This window comes from Neobacillus cucumis, from assembly GCF_016908975.1.
Classification (GTDB): domain Bacteria; phylum Bacillota; class Bacilli; order Bacillales; family Cytobacillaceae; genus Neobacillus; species Neobacillus cucumis.
Genome location: NZ_JAFBEX010000003.1, coordinates 185,957 through 203,462, shown reverse-complemented (window position 1 = coordinate 203,462; position 17,506 = coordinate 185,957). Strand labels below are relative to the sequence as shown.

19 protein-coding genes and 1 pseudogene are annotated in these 17,506 nt (G+C 37.0%); 19 read left to right on the top strand and 1 reads right to left on the bottom strand.

The features are described from left to right. Nucleotides 1–147: 147 nt before the first annotated feature. From JOC76_RS05265 to phoU, 6 genes are all read left to right on the top strand, one after another. Nucleotides 148–1,068, top strand: a complete 921-nt coding sequence (locus tag JOC76_RS05265; protein WP_205176538.1) for a phosphate ABC transporter substrate-binding protein — start codon at nucleotides 148–150, stop codon at nucleotides 1,066–1,068. Between the two features lie 80 nt (nucleotides 1,069–1,148). After that, nucleotides 1,149–2,069: a phosphate ABC transporter permease subunit PstC gene (gene pstC, locus JOC76_RS05260; RefSeq protein ID WP_205176537.1), complete on the top strand. Its 921-nt coding sequence runs from the start codon at nucleotides 1,149–1,151 to the stop codon at nucleotides 2,067–2,069. Then, on the top strand, nucleotides 2,069–2,956 hold the full coding sequence (gene pstA / locus JOC76_RS05255) for a phosphate ABC transporter permease PstA (protein WP_205176536.1): 888 nt from the start codon (nucleotides 2,069–2,071) through the stop codon (nucleotides 2,954–2,956). Before pstC ends, pstA begins: the two co-directional genes overlap by 1 nt. A 16-nt stretch (nucleotides 2,957–2,972) precedes the next feature. Continuing rightward, nucleotides 2,973–3,812 (top strand): phosphate ABC transporter ATP-binding protein PstB, encoded by an 840-nt coding sequence (gene pstB, locus JOC76_RS05250; protein WP_205176535.1) that lies wholly within the window; start codon nucleotides 2,973–2,975, stop codon nucleotides 3,810–3,812. Nucleotides 3,813–3,824: 12 nt separating this feature from the next. Continuing rightward, complete coding sequence (pstB, locus tag JOC76_RS05245) at nucleotides 3,825–4,598, top strand: phosphate ABC transporter ATP-binding protein PstB (protein WP_205176534.1); 774 nt, start codon at nucleotides 3,825–3,827, stop codon at nucleotides 4,596–4,598. Nucleotides 4,599–4,611: 13 nt separating this feature from the next. Further along, a complete protein-coding gene (gene phoU / locus JOC76_RS05240; protein ID WP_205176533.1) occupies nucleotides 4,612–5,271 on the top strand; it encodes a phosphate signaling complex protein PhoU in 660 nt (219 codons plus the stop codon). 266 nt (nucleotides 5,272–5,537) lie between these two features. Here phoU and JOC76_RS05235 read toward each other — a convergent pair. Continuing rightward, a pseudogene (locus JOC76_RS05235) lies at nucleotides 5,538–6,255 on the bottom strand (transposase). Between the two features lie 572 nt (nucleotides 6,256–6,827). Here JOC76_RS05235 and JOC76_RS05230 point away from each other — a divergent pair. From JOC76_RS05230 to JOC76_RS05170, 13 genes are all read left to right on the top strand, one after another. Beyond that, a complete protein-coding gene (locus JOC76_RS05230; RefSeq protein WP_205176532.1) occupies nucleotides 6,828–7,514 on the top strand; it encodes a DUF4912 domain-containing protein in 687 nt (228 codons plus the stop codon). Then, a complete protein-coding gene (locus JOC76_RS05225) occupies nucleotides 7,507–8,760 on the top strand; it encodes a glycosyltransferase family 4 protein (protein ID WP_239557551.1) in 1,254 nt (417 codons plus the stop codon). Before JOC76_RS05230 ends, JOC76_RS05225 begins: the two co-directional genes overlap by 8 nt. 23 nt (nucleotides 8,761–8,783) lie before the next feature. Next, entirely contained in the window at nucleotides 8,784–9,413 is a 630-nt protein-coding gene (locus tag JOC76_RS05220) for a hypothetical protein (protein WP_205176531.1), read from the top strand. A 61-nt stretch (nucleotides 9,414–9,474) separates the two neighbouring features. After that, a complete protein-coding gene (rpmG, locus tag JOC76_RS05215) occupies nucleotides 9,475–9,624 on the top strand; it encodes a 50S ribosomal protein L33 (RefSeq protein WP_015594975.1) in 150 nt (49 codons plus the stop codon). A gap of 55 nt (nucleotides 9,625–9,679) precedes the next feature. Then, entirely contained in the window at nucleotides 9,680–10,246 is a 567-nt protein-coding gene (locus JOC76_RS05210) for a 5-formyltetrahydrofolate cyclo-ligase (RefSeq protein WP_205176530.1), read from the top strand. Beyond that, the gene (locus JOC76_RS05205) at nucleotides 10,243–11,028 is read left to right on the top strand and encodes a DUF92 domain-containing protein (RefSeq protein ID WP_239557550.1); all 786 of its coding nucleotides are present in this window, start codon (nucleotides 10,243–10,245) and stop codon (nucleotides 11,026–11,028) included. Before JOC76_RS05210 ends, JOC76_RS05205 begins: the two co-directional genes overlap by 4 nt. Nucleotides 11,029–11,099: 71 nt before the next feature. Next, on the top strand, nucleotides 11,100–12,053 hold the full coding sequence (locus JOC76_RS05200; protein WP_205176529.1) for an L-lactate dehydrogenase: 954 nt from the start codon (nucleotides 11,100–11,102) through the stop codon (nucleotides 12,051–12,053). A 96-nt stretch (nucleotides 12,054–12,149) separates the two neighbouring features. Continuing rightward, nucleotides 12,150–12,344: a protein YqgO gene (yqgO, locus tag JOC76_RS05195; protein ID WP_205176528.1), complete on the top strand. Its 195-nt coding sequence runs from the start codon at nucleotides 12,150–12,152 to the stop codon at nucleotides 12,342–12,344. Nucleotides 12,345–12,723: 379 nt separating this feature from the next. Beyond that, on the top strand, nucleotides 12,724–14,286 hold the full coding sequence (locus JOC76_RS05190) for a rhomboid family protein (protein WP_205176527.1): 1,563 nt from the start codon (nucleotides 12,724–12,726) through the stop codon (nucleotides 14,284–14,286). Between the two features lie 91 nt (nucleotides 14,287–14,377). Next, a complete protein-coding gene (locus JOC76_RS05185; RefSeq protein ID WP_205176526.1) occupies nucleotides 14,378–14,578 on the top strand; it encodes a YqgQ family protein in 201 nt (66 codons plus the stop codon). A 79-nt stretch (nucleotides 14,579–14,657) separates the two neighbouring features. Next, the gene (locus JOC76_RS05180; protein WP_205176525.1) at nucleotides 14,658–15,845 is read left to right on the top strand and encodes a M14 family metallopeptidase; all 1,188 of its coding nucleotides are present in this window, start codon (nucleotides 14,658–14,660) and stop codon (nucleotides 15,843–15,845) included. A 100-nt stretch (nucleotides 15,846–15,945) separates the two neighbouring features. Beyond that, nucleotides 15,946–17,094, top strand: coding sequence for a YqgU-like beta propeller domain-containing protein (locus JOC76_RS05175; RefSeq protein WP_205176524.1), 1,149 nt, complete (start codon nucleotides 15,946–15,948; stop codon nucleotides 17,092–17,094). An 84-nt stretch (nucleotides 17,095–17,178) separates the two neighbouring features. Then, nucleotides 17,179–17,496: an MTH1187 family thiamine-binding protein gene (locus JOC76_RS05170; RefSeq protein WP_205176523.1), complete on the top strand. Its 318-nt coding sequence runs from the start codon at nucleotides 17,179–17,181 to the stop codon at nucleotides 17,494–17,496. The last annotated feature ends 10 nt before the right edge of the window (nucleotides 17,497–17,506 follow it).

The window sequence follows — 17,506 nt, the reverse complement described above, 5'->3', positions numbered from 1 at the left end:
TTATTTTCCCCTGGATTTACAATTTCTATACATACATTTACAAAACCTTTACATTTTATTAAAACAGCATTTACATACATCTTTTAATCTTAAAACTGTAAGAAAAATAAACTAGTTTCGACAAAATTCTTAGGAGTGATTAAAAGAATGAAAAATGTAAAAAAATTTAGCCTTCTTACATTATTTGCAGCGTTAATGGTATTTATGGCTGCATGTGGAGAGGCTTCTACAGATAAAACAGAAGGTAAAAACACCACAGCAAAAACGGAAGAAAAGAAAGAACTTTCAGGTTCCTTATCGATTTCAGGTTCTTCTGCTATGCAGCCTTTAGTTGCGGCGGCAGCTGAAGAATTCATGGCTCAAAATCCAAAAGTTGATATTCAAGTACAAGCCGGTGGTTCTGGTACAGGCTTATCACAAGTAGCTGAAGGCTCTGTTCAAATTGGTAACTCTGACGTTTTTGCTGAAGAAAAAGAGGGTATCCCTGCAGACAAATTAGTTGATCATAAAGTAGCAGTTGTAGGTATTACAGCAGCTGTTAACCCTAAGGTTGGCATTAAAGATATTTCAAAAGAAGATTTAATCAAAGTATTCACTGGAAAAATTACGAACTGGAAAGAACTTGGCGGAAAAGACCAAAAAATCGTTCTAGTAAACCGTCCGGACTCTTCTGGTACACGTGCAGTATTCAATAAGCTTGCTCTTGATGGAGCAACACCAGCAGAAGGTATTACGGAAGATTCTTCAAACACAGTTAAAAAGATTATTAATGAAACAGATGGCGCTATTGGTTACCTTGCTTTCTCATATTTCACTGATGATAAAGTAACACCTCTTTCCATTGATGGTGTAAAAGCAACTGATGAAAATGTACAAACTGGAAAATTCCCTGTATGGGCGTATGAGCACTCTTATACAAAGGGTGAACCTACAGATCTTGCAAAAGCGTTCCTTGACTTTATGATGTCAGACGAGATCCAAAATAATCTTTTGAAACAACAAGGATATCTTCCTGTTACAAAAATGAAAGTAGAACGAGATGCTAAAGGAAATCAAAAAAATCTATAAGTAAAGCAAAAGGTTTAAACGGGGTAAGTGACATATACATTTACCCTGTTATAACGTAAATTAGGGGTGTTTCTTGCATTATGGAAAAAATTATTCCTGCCAAGGAAAGATTATTAAAATCTCAAAAAAATTGGATGAACGGTGAATTACGCGGGAAAATTCTAGTAATCTTATGCGCAGTAATTATGATTTCGGCAACAATATCCATTACTATTTTCCTGGGCACCAAAGGTTTACAATCATTTATCCAAAATGGTGTCAGTCTTATTGAGTTCTTAACCAGTAAAGATTGGAATCCTACAGATCAAGCTAACCCGAAATATGGGGTTGTACCATTTATCTTCGGTTCTTTTGCTGTCACCTTTCTCGCTGCAATTGTTGCTGCGCCATTAGGAATTGGTGGGGCAATATTCATGATAGAGATTGCACCTTCATGGGGAAGAAAAATATTACAGCCAGTCATAGAGCTTTTAGTTGGAATACCATCGGTTGTTTATGGATTCATCGGGCTTACAGTATTAGTTCCTTTTGTAAGAGAACATGTTGGCGGTCTTGGCTTTAGTTTGCTATCAGGGACGATTGTTTTGGCAATTATGATATTACCAACCATCACTACTATTGCAACGGATGCAATTAGCTCATTACCAAAGAATTTAAGAGAGGGATCGTACGCACTGGGTGCTACACGCTGGCAAACCATTAGAAAAGTTCTTATTCCAGCTGCACTTCCTACATTACTAACAGCAGTAGTTTTAGGTATGGCTAGAGCATTTGGAGAAGCTTTGGCTGTTCAAATGGTAATCGGAAATGTACGTACTCTACCAACAAGCCTTTTGGATGCTTCAGCTACGTTAACGACGATTATTACATTAAACATGGGTCATACCACATATGGAAGTGTTGAAAATAATACACTTTGGTCCATGGGTTTAATTTTATTAGTCATGTCGTTTGCGTTTATTCTCCTGATTCGTTATCTATCATCAAGGAGGAAAATGTAATGAATAGTAAAACTGCCGATCGTTTAGCTACTGGAGTATTTATTGCGATTGCGATTATTATCATTTCGATTTTAGTAGGATTATTCTCATTTATATTAGTCAATGGCTTAAAATCTGTTTCTTTCCACTTTTTAACAACGCCATCAAGCAATGTATTAGCCGGCGGAGGAATTCGTGACCAATTATTTAATTCGTTTTACGTCCTCTTTATTACGATGCTAATTACGGTTCCGCTTGGTTTAGGTGGTGGAATTTATATGGCTGAATATGCTAAGCCTGGTAAAGTGACCGATATCATCCGTTCTTGTATTGAAGTACTAGCTTCTCTTCCATCGATTGTTATTGGGATGTTTGGGTTATTAATGTTTGTTAATTCAACAGGTTGGGGCTATACCATTCTTGGCGGAGCATTAGCACTGACCGTATTTAATCTTCCCGTCCTTGTACGGGTTAGCGAGGACGCTATTCGTACAGTGCCCCGTGACTTAAAAGAGGCAAGTCTTGCATTAGGGATTACTCATTGGCATACCATTAAAACAGTTATTCTGCCAAGTGCTTTTCCATCGATTTTAACAGGTGCCATCTTAGCGGCAGGAAGAGTATTTGGTGAAGCGGCAGCCTTATTATTTACAGCAGGCTTATCAACTCCAAGGCTTGATTATGCAGACTGGAACCCCTTTTCTGCACAATCTCCACTAAATATTTTTCGTCCTGCAGAAACGCTTGCGGTACACATTTGGTCGGTAAATACGCAAGGATTAATTCCTGACGTGGAAGAGGTATCAAATGGTTCTGCAGCCGTGCTCGTATTATCGGTTTTACTGTTTAACCTGTTAGCTAGGTGGATAGGAAGCTTGATTCATAAAAAAATCACAGCAACTAAATAAAGGGCAGGTGAAAAGGATGGTTACATCGTTACTAGAAAAAGAAACACTTTTATTAAAAGAAAAAACTGGAGAATCCTTACCATTAACCGTCCCAGTGCAAATGGAAAATATATTAAAAGTCAATAATTTAGAAATCTATTATGGAGATAAACGTGCCGTAAATGGGATTTCAATGGATATTGAGAAAAATGCTGTTACAGCATTAATTGGACCTTCAGGCTGTGGTAAGTCAACATTTCTACGAAGTATTAATCGGATGAATGATCTAATCCCTGGAGCAAGAGCTGTAGGAGAAATCATTTATGAGGATTTAAATATATTATCAGAACAAATAAATGTTGTGGCATTGAGGAAAGAGATTGGAATGGTGTTTCAAAAGCCAAATCCGTTTCCAAAATCAATCTATGAAAATATTACACATGCGTTGAAATTTAGTGGCGTTAAAAAGAAAAGTGAGCTTGACGATATTGTCCAGGAGAGCCTTGAAAAAGCGGCAATATGGGATGAAGTGAAGGATCGACTTCATAAATCTGCATTATCACTCTCAGGGGGACAACAGCAGCGTTTATGCATTGCTAGGACCATTGCCATGAAGCCGACAGTCATGCTGCTTGATGAGCCATGTTCGGCATTAGACCCTATTTCTAACGCAAAAGTTGAAGAACTAATTGTGGACTTGAAAAAAGATTATTCAATCATTATTGTTACTCATAATATGCAGCAGGCTTCCCGAATTTCAGATAAAACGGCATTCTTCTTGAATGGAGATTTGGTTGAATATGATTCTACCGAAAAAATCTTTACCAATCCTTCCGTTAAAAAGACCGAAGAATATATCTCTGGAAGATTTGGATAAGGGGGAAAAACAATGACAACTTCGATGTTAACAAGAGAAGTTTTTGGTATTGATCATTTGAATTTATGGTATGGCGACCACCATGCCCTTAAAGATATAAACTTCCCTATAAATAAAAAAGAGGTTACGGCCATTATTGGGCCGTCAGGCTGCGGTAAGTCAACCTTTATTAAAACTCTTAATCTAATGATCAATATGGTTCCAAATGTTAAAATGACAGGTGAAATTAACTTTGAAGGAAAAAACATCCTTGATGACAAAGTTGACCTTGTAGAGCTTCGGAAACATGTTGGGATGGTGTTCCAAAAGGGAAACCCATTTCCACAATCCATTTTTGACAATGTTGCATATGGGCCAAGAATTCATGGGATTAAAAAGAAGGTTCATCTTGATGAGATTGTTACAAAATCATTGATGGACGTAGCTCTTTGGGAGGAAGTAAAAGACCGATTACACGCACCTGCGTTAGGGTTATCCGGCGGACAACAGCAAAGGCTTTGCATTGCCAGAGCTTTAGCGACAAAACCAGAGGTATTGTTAATGGATGAACCAACCTCTGCGTTAGATCCGATTTCCACCTTAAAAATTGAAGAATTAATTTTAGAATTAAAAGAAAAATATACCATCGTTATTGTTACCCATAACATGCAGCAGGCCTCAAGGGTTTCAGATAAGACTGCATTCTTTTTGATGGGGGAGTTAATAGAATTAGATTCTACTGCAAAAATATTTTCAAACCCTGCAGATTCACGTACTGAAGGGTATATTTCTGGAAGATTCGGATGATGAGGTGAATAGAATGAGTACAAGGTCTAATTTTGATAATAATTTAAAGCAGTTAAATGACATGCTCTTATCGATGGCCAAAAAGGCAGAAATAGCCATTAGAGAGGCTATGGTTTCTTTGGTTAATCAAGACCTCGAAAAGGCGAAAGCTGTAATAATGGGGGATAATGAAATAAACGAACTGGAGCATGAAATAAACAATAAAGCATTACTATTAATTGCAAGAGAATCACCAGTAGCAACAGATCTTAGAAAAATAAGCGCGGCATTAAAGGTTTCGTCAGAGATTGAAAGATTAGCAGATATAGCCGTAAATATTGCTAAATCAACCATTCATATTGGTGAGGAAAAACATATTAAGGAAATCATTGATATTCCGAATATGATGGGGATTGCATTAGAGATGGTTTCTGAATCGATTGAGGCTTTTACCACTGAAGATGTTTCTCTTGCACAAAAATGTGCAAAAAAAGATGACCTAGTTGACCAAATGTTTGGGCGCATCATTAACGAGTTAATAGGTTATATTCCACAAAACCCGGATTCAACAAATCAAATTATTCAGTTGGCATTTGTATGTAGGTTTGTTGAAAGAATTGCTGACCATTCTACAAATATTGCCGAGAATGCTATTTATCTTGTTACGGGAAAACAATTAAATTTAAATGCATAGTTTGTCAAAAAAATTATGTTGCGTAATCGCATCCTCAGATTGTCGAGAGAAGGTATTTTTCTCGGCAATTTTTTTATTTTACAGAATCTAAATTCCAAATTTATTGATTTCCCCTTCAATTGGGCCTGCTGATTTCCGCTCCATGCACTCGCTTTCCGCGGGGAGGTCCTGGAGCCTCCTCGGCGCTTTGGCGCCTGCGGGATCTCCAGTGACCTCTCTATCCCGCAGGAGTCAAGTGCCCTCCACTCCAATCACCAGGGAGGCTATCAACCTAAAGTATTGCAACACACCTTTTCTAACCTTGCCAAGTATGCTGTAATCTTTGTTATATTTTGGAAGGCTGCAGTAAGAAGAGTCTGCTCACATACATTCTTCAATCCCCGTAACCAGCAATAGTGAAGCCCGTGCAGCTCTTCCCGAGTCTCCGAATCTTCGCTCAATTTTTTCCTTTCTAAATTTATAAAGCATTTTTCCTGATTTGGATAAGCGATTTAACCTAACCATACAATTTCCTTATGTTCCTCCCATACGTTTTGTGTTACAACTTTTACCATATTTTTTGAGCGTTTACATTGGGAAATTAGTGGGCAGTTCTGACACTTCTTTGAATACCCAAAAAGATATTTGTATCTTTAAAACGGTGTTGATGATTCCAACTAATCGTAGAATGATGTAGCACTGTATCATGGAATCTCAATCCCAAGAACCATCAGTATGCGATGTTCATTTTTATTTCTCTTTGTAATTGTCGCTCAGAAAGAATGCCGTAATATAAACAATAAACATCATTTTAAATAGAATAAGGGGATCAGTAGAGCGTCAATTATCATTACTATAATATGGACGGGTTTTTTCAAGAAGAAATGAAAAATCAATATATTTGTCAATCAAATGAAGAAGGTGATTATCTGGAACAAATTCATCAATAGATACAAATTCATATACATTTTGACTAGACTCTTTTGGATTAAAAATTGAATTCACCACTCTTTTTAATATTTATAAGTTTAGTTAATTCCTTATTGAAAACACTCTGTTGATTGGCGCGGAAGGCACGCAGACTCCTGCGGGAGTACGGGGCAGGGGAGACCCCGCAGGAGCGTAGCGATGAGGAGGCTCCCCGGCACGCCCTCGAACCGCTCGTGCCTGGAGCGCCAATCAACAGACTTGTTGTAATCTGAAATTACCATTAATGTTATTTCCATTTTAAGCGGTGATTTATTAAAGTGTCTGTATAAAATAAGAAACTGTCGAGGTTCTTTCGACAGCCTGAGGATGCTTAATTGTATCCTCTTTTTTTATACATTCAGAATATGTCGAAAGTAGATGTAATGGTCGGTCAGAAAAATGTTGATAATTGTATAAACGGTATGTGATAGGGAGCTAAAAAAATTTTTCTGAACTGAAAATTTAGCTTGCTATATGGGCGAACGAAAAACCGACAAATTGTGTTTATTGTATGCTTTCCTATCTGGTGATACCATTAAATTATAAATTATCGGAATAATTTTACGATTATTTGCATAAATTGATTGTTTACAGAATGGGGGATATAAATGATCGAGGAAATTATCAGGTTAAGAACTGATGGATTATCATTTCGAAAAATTGCCACAGAATTAAATACGACAGTAGGGAAAGTTCAATACCGTTGGCATAAATGGCTCGAAGAAAATGAAGATAGAAAAACGAATAACATCAGTGAGCAGCAGTCATCCAAGGAGACAAATTCCTCAGAATATTCAATTTCACCGGCATTAAATCCACTAAAGGGTGAGCTATTAGCAAAGCTTGTTACACCTCGCAAAATATTACTTTTCTGGGACACTTCCGAATTACCCAAAAAAATCATTGAACGATTTTTTAATCAAAAATTCGAAGACCATGTAACAGTAATCCGGATTTATGATGTAACGGAAATATTATTTAATGGTAAAAATGCTCACCATTTTAACGAAATAACTGTCCCGTATCAAAGCGGACACTGGTTTATTAAAGGTTTAGCACAGAATCACAGCTATATTTCTGAATTAGGTTTATATGTCGCAGACAATCAATTTTTTCCGCTTCTGCGCTCAAATTGCATTCAAACAACAACACCAGATCTTCAAATCGGGGATACCTATCAGCAGGAATTATTGCAATTGAACCGATATGAGGAAGAAGCTCCTAAATGGATGGAGCAAGTTAGTACTTATAGCTATTATTTAAAATCAAGAAATTTAGGTGAGCAGCATGAATAAACAACCAACTTCATTAATGGATCAGGATTTAAAAGAAACAACAACTAGGAAACTAAGCATAGTGGTGCTTTGCTGGGAGTTTCCACCGAATATTGTAGGAGGGCTTTCAAGACATGTGTTTGGATTATCAAGCTATTTGGCAGAACTGGGACATGACGTTCATGTTCTGACTGCGGGTCAGCATAATCTACCGGAATCTGAAGTGATGAATGGGGTCAAGGTCCATCGCGTTAAGCCTATTAATCAATATGATGATAACTTCCTCTCCTGGATTGCAGGTCTAAATTTAGCGATGGCGTTGAAAGCAGAACAGCTAGCGGCTGAGTTAGAATTTAACCTCATTCATGCTCACGATTGGCTTGTAGGAGCAGCAGCCATTTCCTTAAAGGAACTAATGGGTCTTCCACTTTTAACGACCATACATGCGACAGAACATGGTAGAAATAAGGGAATCCATAATGAGATGCAACGATTTATTCATGAAAAGGAACAGCAATTAATCTTTGAATCAGACCAAATCATTGTATGCAGTGACTTTATGAAAAATGAGCTTAAAGAAGTCTTTAATCTGCCTGTAGAAAGAATGAATGTCATTCCTAATGGAATTGAACCAGTAACGGTCGAGCCGGAGTTTCCTGTGATTTTTCCTGAATTAAAAGATAGAAGATATATTTTTTCGTTAGGAAGAATAGTGGAAGAAAAAGGATTTGATACCATCATTGAAGCGGCAGCCATTGTAAAGGAACAGAAACGAGACTATATTTTCGTAATAGCAGGTAAAGGACCGAGATTGAAGAATTATCAAAAACAAGTGTTTGAGCGTGGTTTGAATGAGCATGTCTTGTTTATAGGGTACGTCACAGATGACCAACGAAATGTCCTTATACAGGGATGTGAAATAGCGGTAATCCCTAGCCTCTATGAACCTTTTGGGATTGTTGTGTTAGAAACGATGGTTCTTGGAAAACCAACAGTTGTTTCCAATACAGGTGGGATGAAAGGTATTGTCAAGCATCTACAATCAGGAATGCTCATGGTACCAGGGAATTCTCAAAGTTTGTTAGAACAAATAGAATTTCTAATCAATCACCCTGAAAAAGCGAAAGAAATTGGCAATAAGGGCAAACAAATTGTTGAAAGTCTGTATGGTTGGAAACGGATTGCTGCTGAAACAATCAGGGTTATGGAAGATACGATATTAAGCAAACGGGCATATATAGAAGGAGCAAAAAGCAACGCAAAATAACTGATAAATAGGTGTTCATGATGATGAATTTAAAGACTGAACTACAAAAAATTAAACAAGCCGCTAATCTTGAAGTTGTAACGGATGGACTTCAATTTGTTCCTGGTATATGGGTGAATGGAAAATACCTTTGGCTGCAAAATACCATGGAAAAAGTGATTTATGATAAATTATTGGCTATAAAGGTCAAGCAGGAACAAATACAATCTAAAATAAGCCTCTCTAGTGTGTATGTAAGCAATCATAGTCAAAAGAGCATTCAGGTTCAATTTTTAGCCATGCATCACTTTTCAAATATTGGACAAAAGCATCTAACCTTTGTTTCTCCAATTGAAAAACACCTTTTTCATCATACAGATCATACAGTGTATCTGGTGAATGGTTACTGTGATAAAGCTGACATGAAAGAATATACGGCTATACCTTTGAGGTATGCATATACCGACCGAATTTGGAGTTCAATTGAAAAAGGAAACTTAAAATATCAACCAATGTCAAAAGGACCCGCGGCTAGTATCTTTACGATGAGCATGATTATCGAGCCGCATGAAACATGTAAAATGGACACCTGGTCTATAAATGGGGCAAGCAAAGCGGAGGTGCTTACGCTAGAAAAAGCACTTCTTAAAAAACATACTAGCATTTCCCTTTGAAAAGTGATATTATAGAAAAGTCGTATGAACGAACAGCTTAATCGTTTGGAGGGAAATAAACATGCGTGTAAATATTACGTTAGCTTGCACTGAGTGTGGAGATCGTAACTATATTTCAACAAAAAATAAACGTAACAACCCAGATCGTCTTGAGCTTAAGAAATATTGCCCAAGAGAAAAGCGTACAACAGCACATCGCGAAACAAAATAAGCAGTAGGGCTTCCTGCTGCTTTTTTTGTTGCTTAAAAAGTAGGGAGGTTAACTTGTGACTGATAAAACAATTGTACGAAATCAGGTTAAAGAAACTCTTTCGAAACTACCAAGACCCCTTTATGAAGATTATTCCTATAGAATCGCCCAAACTTTATATGATGATGATGATTGGAAAAAAGCTAAGGTTATAGGAATTTATGTTTCAAGACTTCCTGAAGTAGATACATATCAAATTATTCGTCAAGCATGGGAACAGGGAAAAAAAATAGTAGTACCAAGGTGTCATCCAAAAGATAAAAGATTATCTTTCAGAACCCTTTCCGAGTTTTCTCAGTTAGAAATGGTCTTTTATGGGCTCTTTGAACCAATTGAGGCATTAACTGTTGAAGTTAATTCAGATTTAGTCGATTTAGTTATCGTTCCAGGACTAGCTTATACAAGGGCTGGATTTCGATTAGGATTTGGCGGTGGATATTATGATCGTTTTTTATCTACTTATGCAGGTAAAACCTTATCATTAGCATTCCAACAGCAAATCATTCCGCAGTTTCCAATTGAAACACATGATATTCCTGTTTCAAAAATTATAACAAACCAAGAGGTTATCTTAATCAAATGATAGTAAGCTTATTGATTGCTATTGTCATAATCGTTGGAGCGATATCTGGATACTTATTTAAATCATTGACCTTATCCGGTGCTTTTGCAGCAATTCTGGTTGGTCTGTCCGTAAATGCTGGTTTTGGTCTTAATGGACTTGCGCTAATCGGTGCCTTTTTTGTTTCTTCAAACTATTGGTCAAAATATAAAAGTTCTGTTAAACGAGAAATAGAAGAAAAACTGGCAAAAGGGGGGACAAGAGATTGGCTTCAAGTCTTTGCTAACGGGGGAGCTGCCTCTTTTTTTAGCCTTCTATATTCCTTTCAACATGAGCAAATATGGATGTTAGGATTTATGGTTTGTTTGGCGAGCGCCAACTCGGATACATGGGCATCGGAAATTGGGAGTCTAAGCAGGAAAAAACCAATATACATAAGAACATTTAAACGGATTGAAAGAGGAACATCAGGTGCCATTAGTGGATTAGGCACTGCTGCTGCTTTCGCGGGGGCTTTTTTTATCTCCATATTAAGTTATTTGCTTTTCGATACAGGAATTTATGTAGTTATGATTGTTTTCCTATTTGGCTTTATCGGTAATGTCTTAGATACGTTATTTGGTGCCTTTTATCAACAATTATATATTTGTGTGGAATGCGGAATAACGACGGAAAAAAAGAAACATTGTCAGATCCCAACCAAAAGAATAAAAGGATTCACAATGGTGGATAATGATATGGTGAATTTTCTTTCAGGTTTTATTGCTGCGGTGTTATCAATCGTAATTTTTAGATTTTTTTGATAAAATTTTACATTGATTCATATTAATGTTTACTCAGCATTAAACTATGAAAGTGAATTGGAGGAATGACATTGATAAGACGTGTTAACAGAGTAGTACTTATCGGAACAGGAGCTGTCGGCTCAAGCTATGCGTTTGCCCTGTTAAATCAAGGGATAACAGAAGAGTTGGTATTAATTGACCTAAATAAAGCAAAGGCGGAAGGAGATGCCATGGACTTGAATCATGGGATGCCTTTTGCTCCATCTCGGACGAAAATATGGTATGGAGATTACAAGGATTGCGGTTTGGCTGACCTTGTTGTTATAACTGCCGGGGCTAATCAAAAACCCGGTGAGACAAGACTTGATCTTGTAGAGAAAAATACGAAAATTTTTAAGGGCATTGTGGATGAAATTATGGATAGCGGATTTAATGGTATATTCTTAGTCGCAACAAATCCAGTTGATATTTTAACCTATGCTGTCTGGAAATTCTCCGGACTCCCAAGAGGAAGGGTTATTGGTTCTGGTACCATTTTAGATACCGCTCGTTTCCGTTATCTACTGGGAGAACATTTTGACGTGGATACACGGAATGTACATGCCTATATTATTGGCGAACATGGGGATACCGAGCTTCCTGTATGGAGTCATGCTGATATTGCCGGAACAAGCATTTCGGAGTGGACAAAAAATAAGACTGACTTTAATCCGGAAGATTTAAACAAAATATTCTTAAATGTCCGTGATGCTGCCTATCACATTATTGAGCGAAAAGGTGCTACATATTACGGGATTGCCATGGGGTTAGTTCGCTTAACAAAAGCAATCTTACGAAATGAGAACTCTGTTCTTACTGTTTCCGCCTATTTAAGCGGGGAATACGGACATGATGACATATATATTGGTGTACCAGCAGTTATCAATCGCAAAGGTTTGCGAGAAATTGTTGAACTTGATTTAAATGAGGAAGAGAAAGAGAAGTTTACAAACTCTGTTCAGGTCTTAAAAAAGACAATGGAACCTGTATTTAAGAACTTCTAAAGAAAAGGGAAGGATTCTCAAAATCCTTCCCTTTTCTTTTCTTTTTGGGATAATTCTTGTGAATCGTCACAGAATATTAAGTAGGAGGGATGTGTAATGTCTCGAATATTAACATCTATTTTTATGATAGGTTCCATTGGTTATGTTGTATTTAAATTCAGGTACAGAATTATCAATGTCTTAATCGGTACTGGCTGGATGCGTAGACTTGCAGTAGGCTCCTTTATGAGCTTCCCAGGGGTAAGGCAAAAATTAATTTCATCAGTATTTGGAGGGCCATCTGAACGGTGAAAACCACAGATGGCTTTCTATTTATCGTTTAGAAAATATAAAATTTTCGCTTGTGGATAACTGTTAATAAAAGGACTGTCGACGTCCAGCTCCAGCGTCTAGCCCCTCGATGGTCTACAGCCACTCAGGGAATGAAGGCAAAGAACGCCTTCTTACCCTGAGTGGCTTATGCTTGTCGGGGCTGTTCAAGGCGCTTGCGCTTTTGTTCCTGTCGATTTTGTTAAATATGCATTCTTTAGGTGTTTAAACAATAGCAAAAGGTGCATTTCGTTTATAATGTAAGAAACGGGTAAAAATGAATTCATAAAATATGAAAGATGACATATTAAGTCTATCATAGCAAAATACTTTCACTATTCTGTAAGAAAGCAGGGGAGAAATGAATCATAGACAAGGTTACATCTTTTGGAGGCTGGCCTATTCATTCATCTCAGATCATGGCTATCGAGTTATTCAATTATTTGAAAACCAGAAAGAACTGTGGCTTGAAAAATTAGAAAATAAGAAAGTCCCGATTATTCGTATGCTGCTCCATGATTTGGATTGGAGCAATGCGATGCAGAGGGATATTGAATATACGGCGGCTAATGGGGAAAGAGTGCGTAAGCAAATCAGTAAAAATGAAATAAGTGTACTGAATATTTATGTCAGTAAGTTTCCACCTGTAGATGAGTATGAATATCGACTTGCAAAATCGTTTATTTTTCCGCAAGGGAATAAAACGAGTGTAACTTCCATACTTTTGACAAGCGAGCAGCTTGAAACAGGCTTTGAGCGTTTATCTGAAACGCTAAACAGTGATGTTCACTTTGAAGTTCAAGAGGATTACACAGAACAAGAAGTTGAGGAATTAAAAAGGTCTGCCTTAAATCTTGCTAATAGGAAGGTAAAGGCAGAACGAGAAATTCTGTTTAATAGCAAGCCAGTGTTTACTTATGTGTTTATCATTATACAACTGCTCGTCTTTCTCTGGTTAGAGCTAAAAGGAGGAAGCACAAATACATCGACACTCATCAAGTATGGTGCTAAGGAAAACGCTTTGATTTATGAAGGTGAATGGTGGAGATTCATCACACCTGTTTTTCTACATATTGGTTTTCTGCATCTGGCGATGAACAGCCTTGCATTATATTATCTCGGTACGACAGTAGAAAGGATATTCGGTAAAGCTCGTTTTACTTTTATTTATTTGTTTGCGGGATTTACGGGGGTTATTGCCAGCTTTCTTTTTAGTCCAAACCTATCTGCAGGGGCGAGCGGTGCCATTTTTGGCTGCTTTGGGGCTCTATTGTATTTTGGCGCCATGTTCCCAAAATTATTTTTTAGGACAATGGGATGGAATATTATTGTTGTTCTTGGTATCAATCTTGTATTTGGTTTTTCAGCATCTGGTATTGATAATGCAGGACATCTTGGCGGTTTAGCTGGGGGATTCCTTGCAGCTGGAATTACCTATTTTCCTAAAAAGAAACAGCTCTTATGGCAATTAGTATTTTTAATTGCTTCTTTTTCGATTGTTTATACTTCTTTAGCTTATGGGTTTAGTTCATCCGCTCAAACCAAAGATGAAAATTCAAGCATCATGCTGGCAGAGGACTATGTAAAACAAGGTAAATATGATCAAGCATACAAGCTATTAAAGGAAACTGAGGCGAACGCAGACAATCTTTCAGAACGAACTTATTTTTTATTGTCTTACGTGGAAATAAAGAAAAATCAGCTCCCTGAAGCAAAAAAACACTTACAAAAAGCGATTCAACTTGACTCGACATTCGACGAGGCCTATTTTAATCTTGCGTTGATTGACCTGGAACAAAATGATCTCAAACAGGCTAAACAGAATGCCGACAAAGCAGCAAAACTAGATCCATCAAATCAGCAATATTCTGAGCTTGTACAAGAGATTAATCAACAGCTTCAATCTTCCGAAACAGGGAATTAGGAATATCTTGTTGTAAAACGGAGCTTGGGTTATACTTTTTTAGAAAAAGAAGATTGGGCTCTCCATCAAGAATAAAGGAGGGGGTACTAAAATGAAGACTATTTATGATATTCAGCAATTTTTAAAACAGTTTGGAACAATTATTTATGTTGGTGATAGAATGGGTGACTTGCAGCTTATGGAAGCGGAGTTAAAAGACTTATATCAAGCGCAAATAATTGAACCAAAAGAGTATCAGTCTGCTTTGTTAATATTACGACATGAGATCCAAGTTCTAAAAGAAAAAAAATGATGAAAACCCGTTGACCTACGGGTTTTCATCATTTTTTTTTTCTTTTCTTCATATCCTCTTTGTGATGGGAGGAAAGTATATGGAAATCAGTGTTAGATCTGGGGATACATTTGATTATTATAGCCGGTTATTTAAAATTCCACTTAGATTAATCATGGATTCAAACTCCAACACAATCCTGACCAAGATAAAACCAGCGGACAAAATTCATATTCCAGGATATGCTTCAGTACCATATGCGGTTAGAGAAGGAGATACGTTTGAAAAAATAGCTGTGCGAAGTGGAATAGAGATTGATGCCCTTTTCCTTTTAAATCAATCCAAAGACGCAAATCACTTAATGGTAAGTGAGAAGATTTTTGTACCTGAAAAGGTAATGGTTCCCTTCGGTACAACAGAAACTCCCTTAGATTATAAAAGGTTAGTCAAATTTATTAAATATCTTAAAAGGACCTATCCTTTTATAGAAGTATCTAAGATTGGCTCAAGTGTTTTGGGAAACTCCATTGATGAAATTAGGATTGGAAAGGGAGAAAAGAAAATACATATGAATGCTTCCTTCCATGCTAATGAATGGATTACTACCATGGTTCTCATGAATTTATTAAATCGATATTTACTAGCCATAACCAATGGACTTTTAATTAGAGGGAAGGAGCCTTTAGCTCTTTACGAGGGTGTTGAGTTATCCATTGTTCCAATGGTGAACCCTGATGGAGTAGATTTAGTGTTAAACGGACCACCTAATCACTTACGAAAAGACCTAATCGAAATAAATGAAGGCAGTGAAGACTTTATCCATTGGAAAGCAAATATAAGAGGAATTGATTTAAATAATCAATTCCCAGCTAACTGGGACATTTGCCGGAAAAATAAAAAACCAAAGTCACCCGCACCTAGAGATTTTCCAGGGATTGAACCCTTAACAGAACCGGAAGCGGTCGCTATTGCAGATTTAACAGAAAAGAATCTGTTCCATTTAGTTCTTGCATTCCATACGCAAGGAGAGGAATTTTATTGGGGATATGAAGGACTTGAACCTGCTGAGTCTGAAGTACTGGCTAAGGAATTGGAAAAAGTGAGTGGTTATCGCGCCATCCGCTATGTTAATAGCCATGCCGGATATAAGGATTGGTTTATCCAAAAATATCAAAAACCAGGCATTACTTTAGAGCTTGGGAGGGGGATTAATCCCTTGCCGCTTTCTCAATTTCCAAGTATTCTTAAACGCGCAGAAGAGATTTTTTTGACGGCCATAACTTATTAAATTTTACATGTTCTTCACTTGTAATCTATAAATATTGTCATTACAATAGAGTGAAACTAGCATCTAAATCTTCCATTGATAGTGATAAGGAGGAGACGACTTGATTCATTTCAAGACACTAAAACAAGCAAATTATGCATTCATGTTGCTAATCTTTATTTTGTCGTCCCTCTTCTTAAGTGCTTGTTCCGGACAGGAACAAACTAAACAAAAAATACCCATTAAAGATGAAAAAACAAAGGAATCAGTTGTCCCGCTAGTCAAGGAATGGAAAATGCCAATATCGATTTCAGCAGATCAAGGAGAGTTTTATAAGGTAATTGGCTGGCTATCAGATCAACAAATCTTCTATGTTACGAACTTAAAACAATCTTCCCATCTCTATCTTTATAATCTTATTACAGGGAAGAACAAATTAATCTATAAAACAGAAAATCCCATTGTCAATGTACAAATCAGCCCATCAAAGAAATATCTATTAATTCATTCCTCACCATCCTCCAATGAGGGACTGGTTACCATCATTGATTCTAAAGGAACTGAACTCCTTAAGAAGACTTTTCCTTCCTATGATTTAGATTTTGAGTGGAATCCGTATAATGAATCTCAAATTCTTGTCACCAAATTTGCGGAAGACTGGAGCTTTCAACTAAATTTATTAGATACGAAGGATGCGAGTACCACCGTTCTTCATTTCCCTGAGCCCTTTATCAAATGGATCAACAAAGATGAGATTGCGTATTTAAATTGGAATCGAAATAGTCCTTCACTGGATGCCCCGCTAAGTTTTAATGGATTCGGAACAGAAGGAGAAACAACAGTTTTTGCAAATATTATTCAATTTGAAGTATATCGGAATATGCTAATGACAGTGTCAGCAAACAAACAGGACAAGTCTGTCGCTGACTATTCTTTTTTTGATAAGAAGCTAAAGAAGTTGTTCAGCTTTTCAATCCCACAGTTAACGAGTTATTCAGATTGGCTGGTACCCTTTTATGATTATAGTGAGGGAAAGAAGCAATTTATCACCTTCAAACCGCTCACGAGTGGTGATGAGGATACCTATTCAGAAGGGTTCCAACTTATGCGTTATGACCTCGAGAAGGGCAGCAGTGAGATCCTTCTAGGAGGATTGGAAAATGTTCCTCTTTCAGTTTCCCCATCAGGAAATGCAGCATTAATGGGTAATAGCTTTGAAAAAATAATTGATTTAAATGAAAAGAAAATCTATGACTTAATAAAAGAATGACGAAAAGGTCATTCTTTTTTTACTTTAGAGATGGTTATGGTAAAATCACAAAGGGTTACAAAATATACAAAGATGGTGATTTGAATGGCAATTGTAGATGTGACAGTTATTCCAATTGGAACTGAAACACCAAGTGTAAGCAAATACGTAGCAAGTGTTCAAAAGGTATTAAGACAGTATGAAACGGAAGGGAAAATTAAGTTTCAATTAACACCAATGAATACGATTATTGAAGGAGACCTCCCAGTTCTTTTTGAAGTTATTCAGGCAATGCATGAGGTTCCATTCTCTGAAGGGATCAAACGAGTGGCGACAACAATTCGGATTGATGATCGCAGAGATGTTAAGCGAACAATGGAATATAAGGTTGAGCGGGTTAACAGTCTGCTTCAAGGAGAATAAGAAAAAGCAA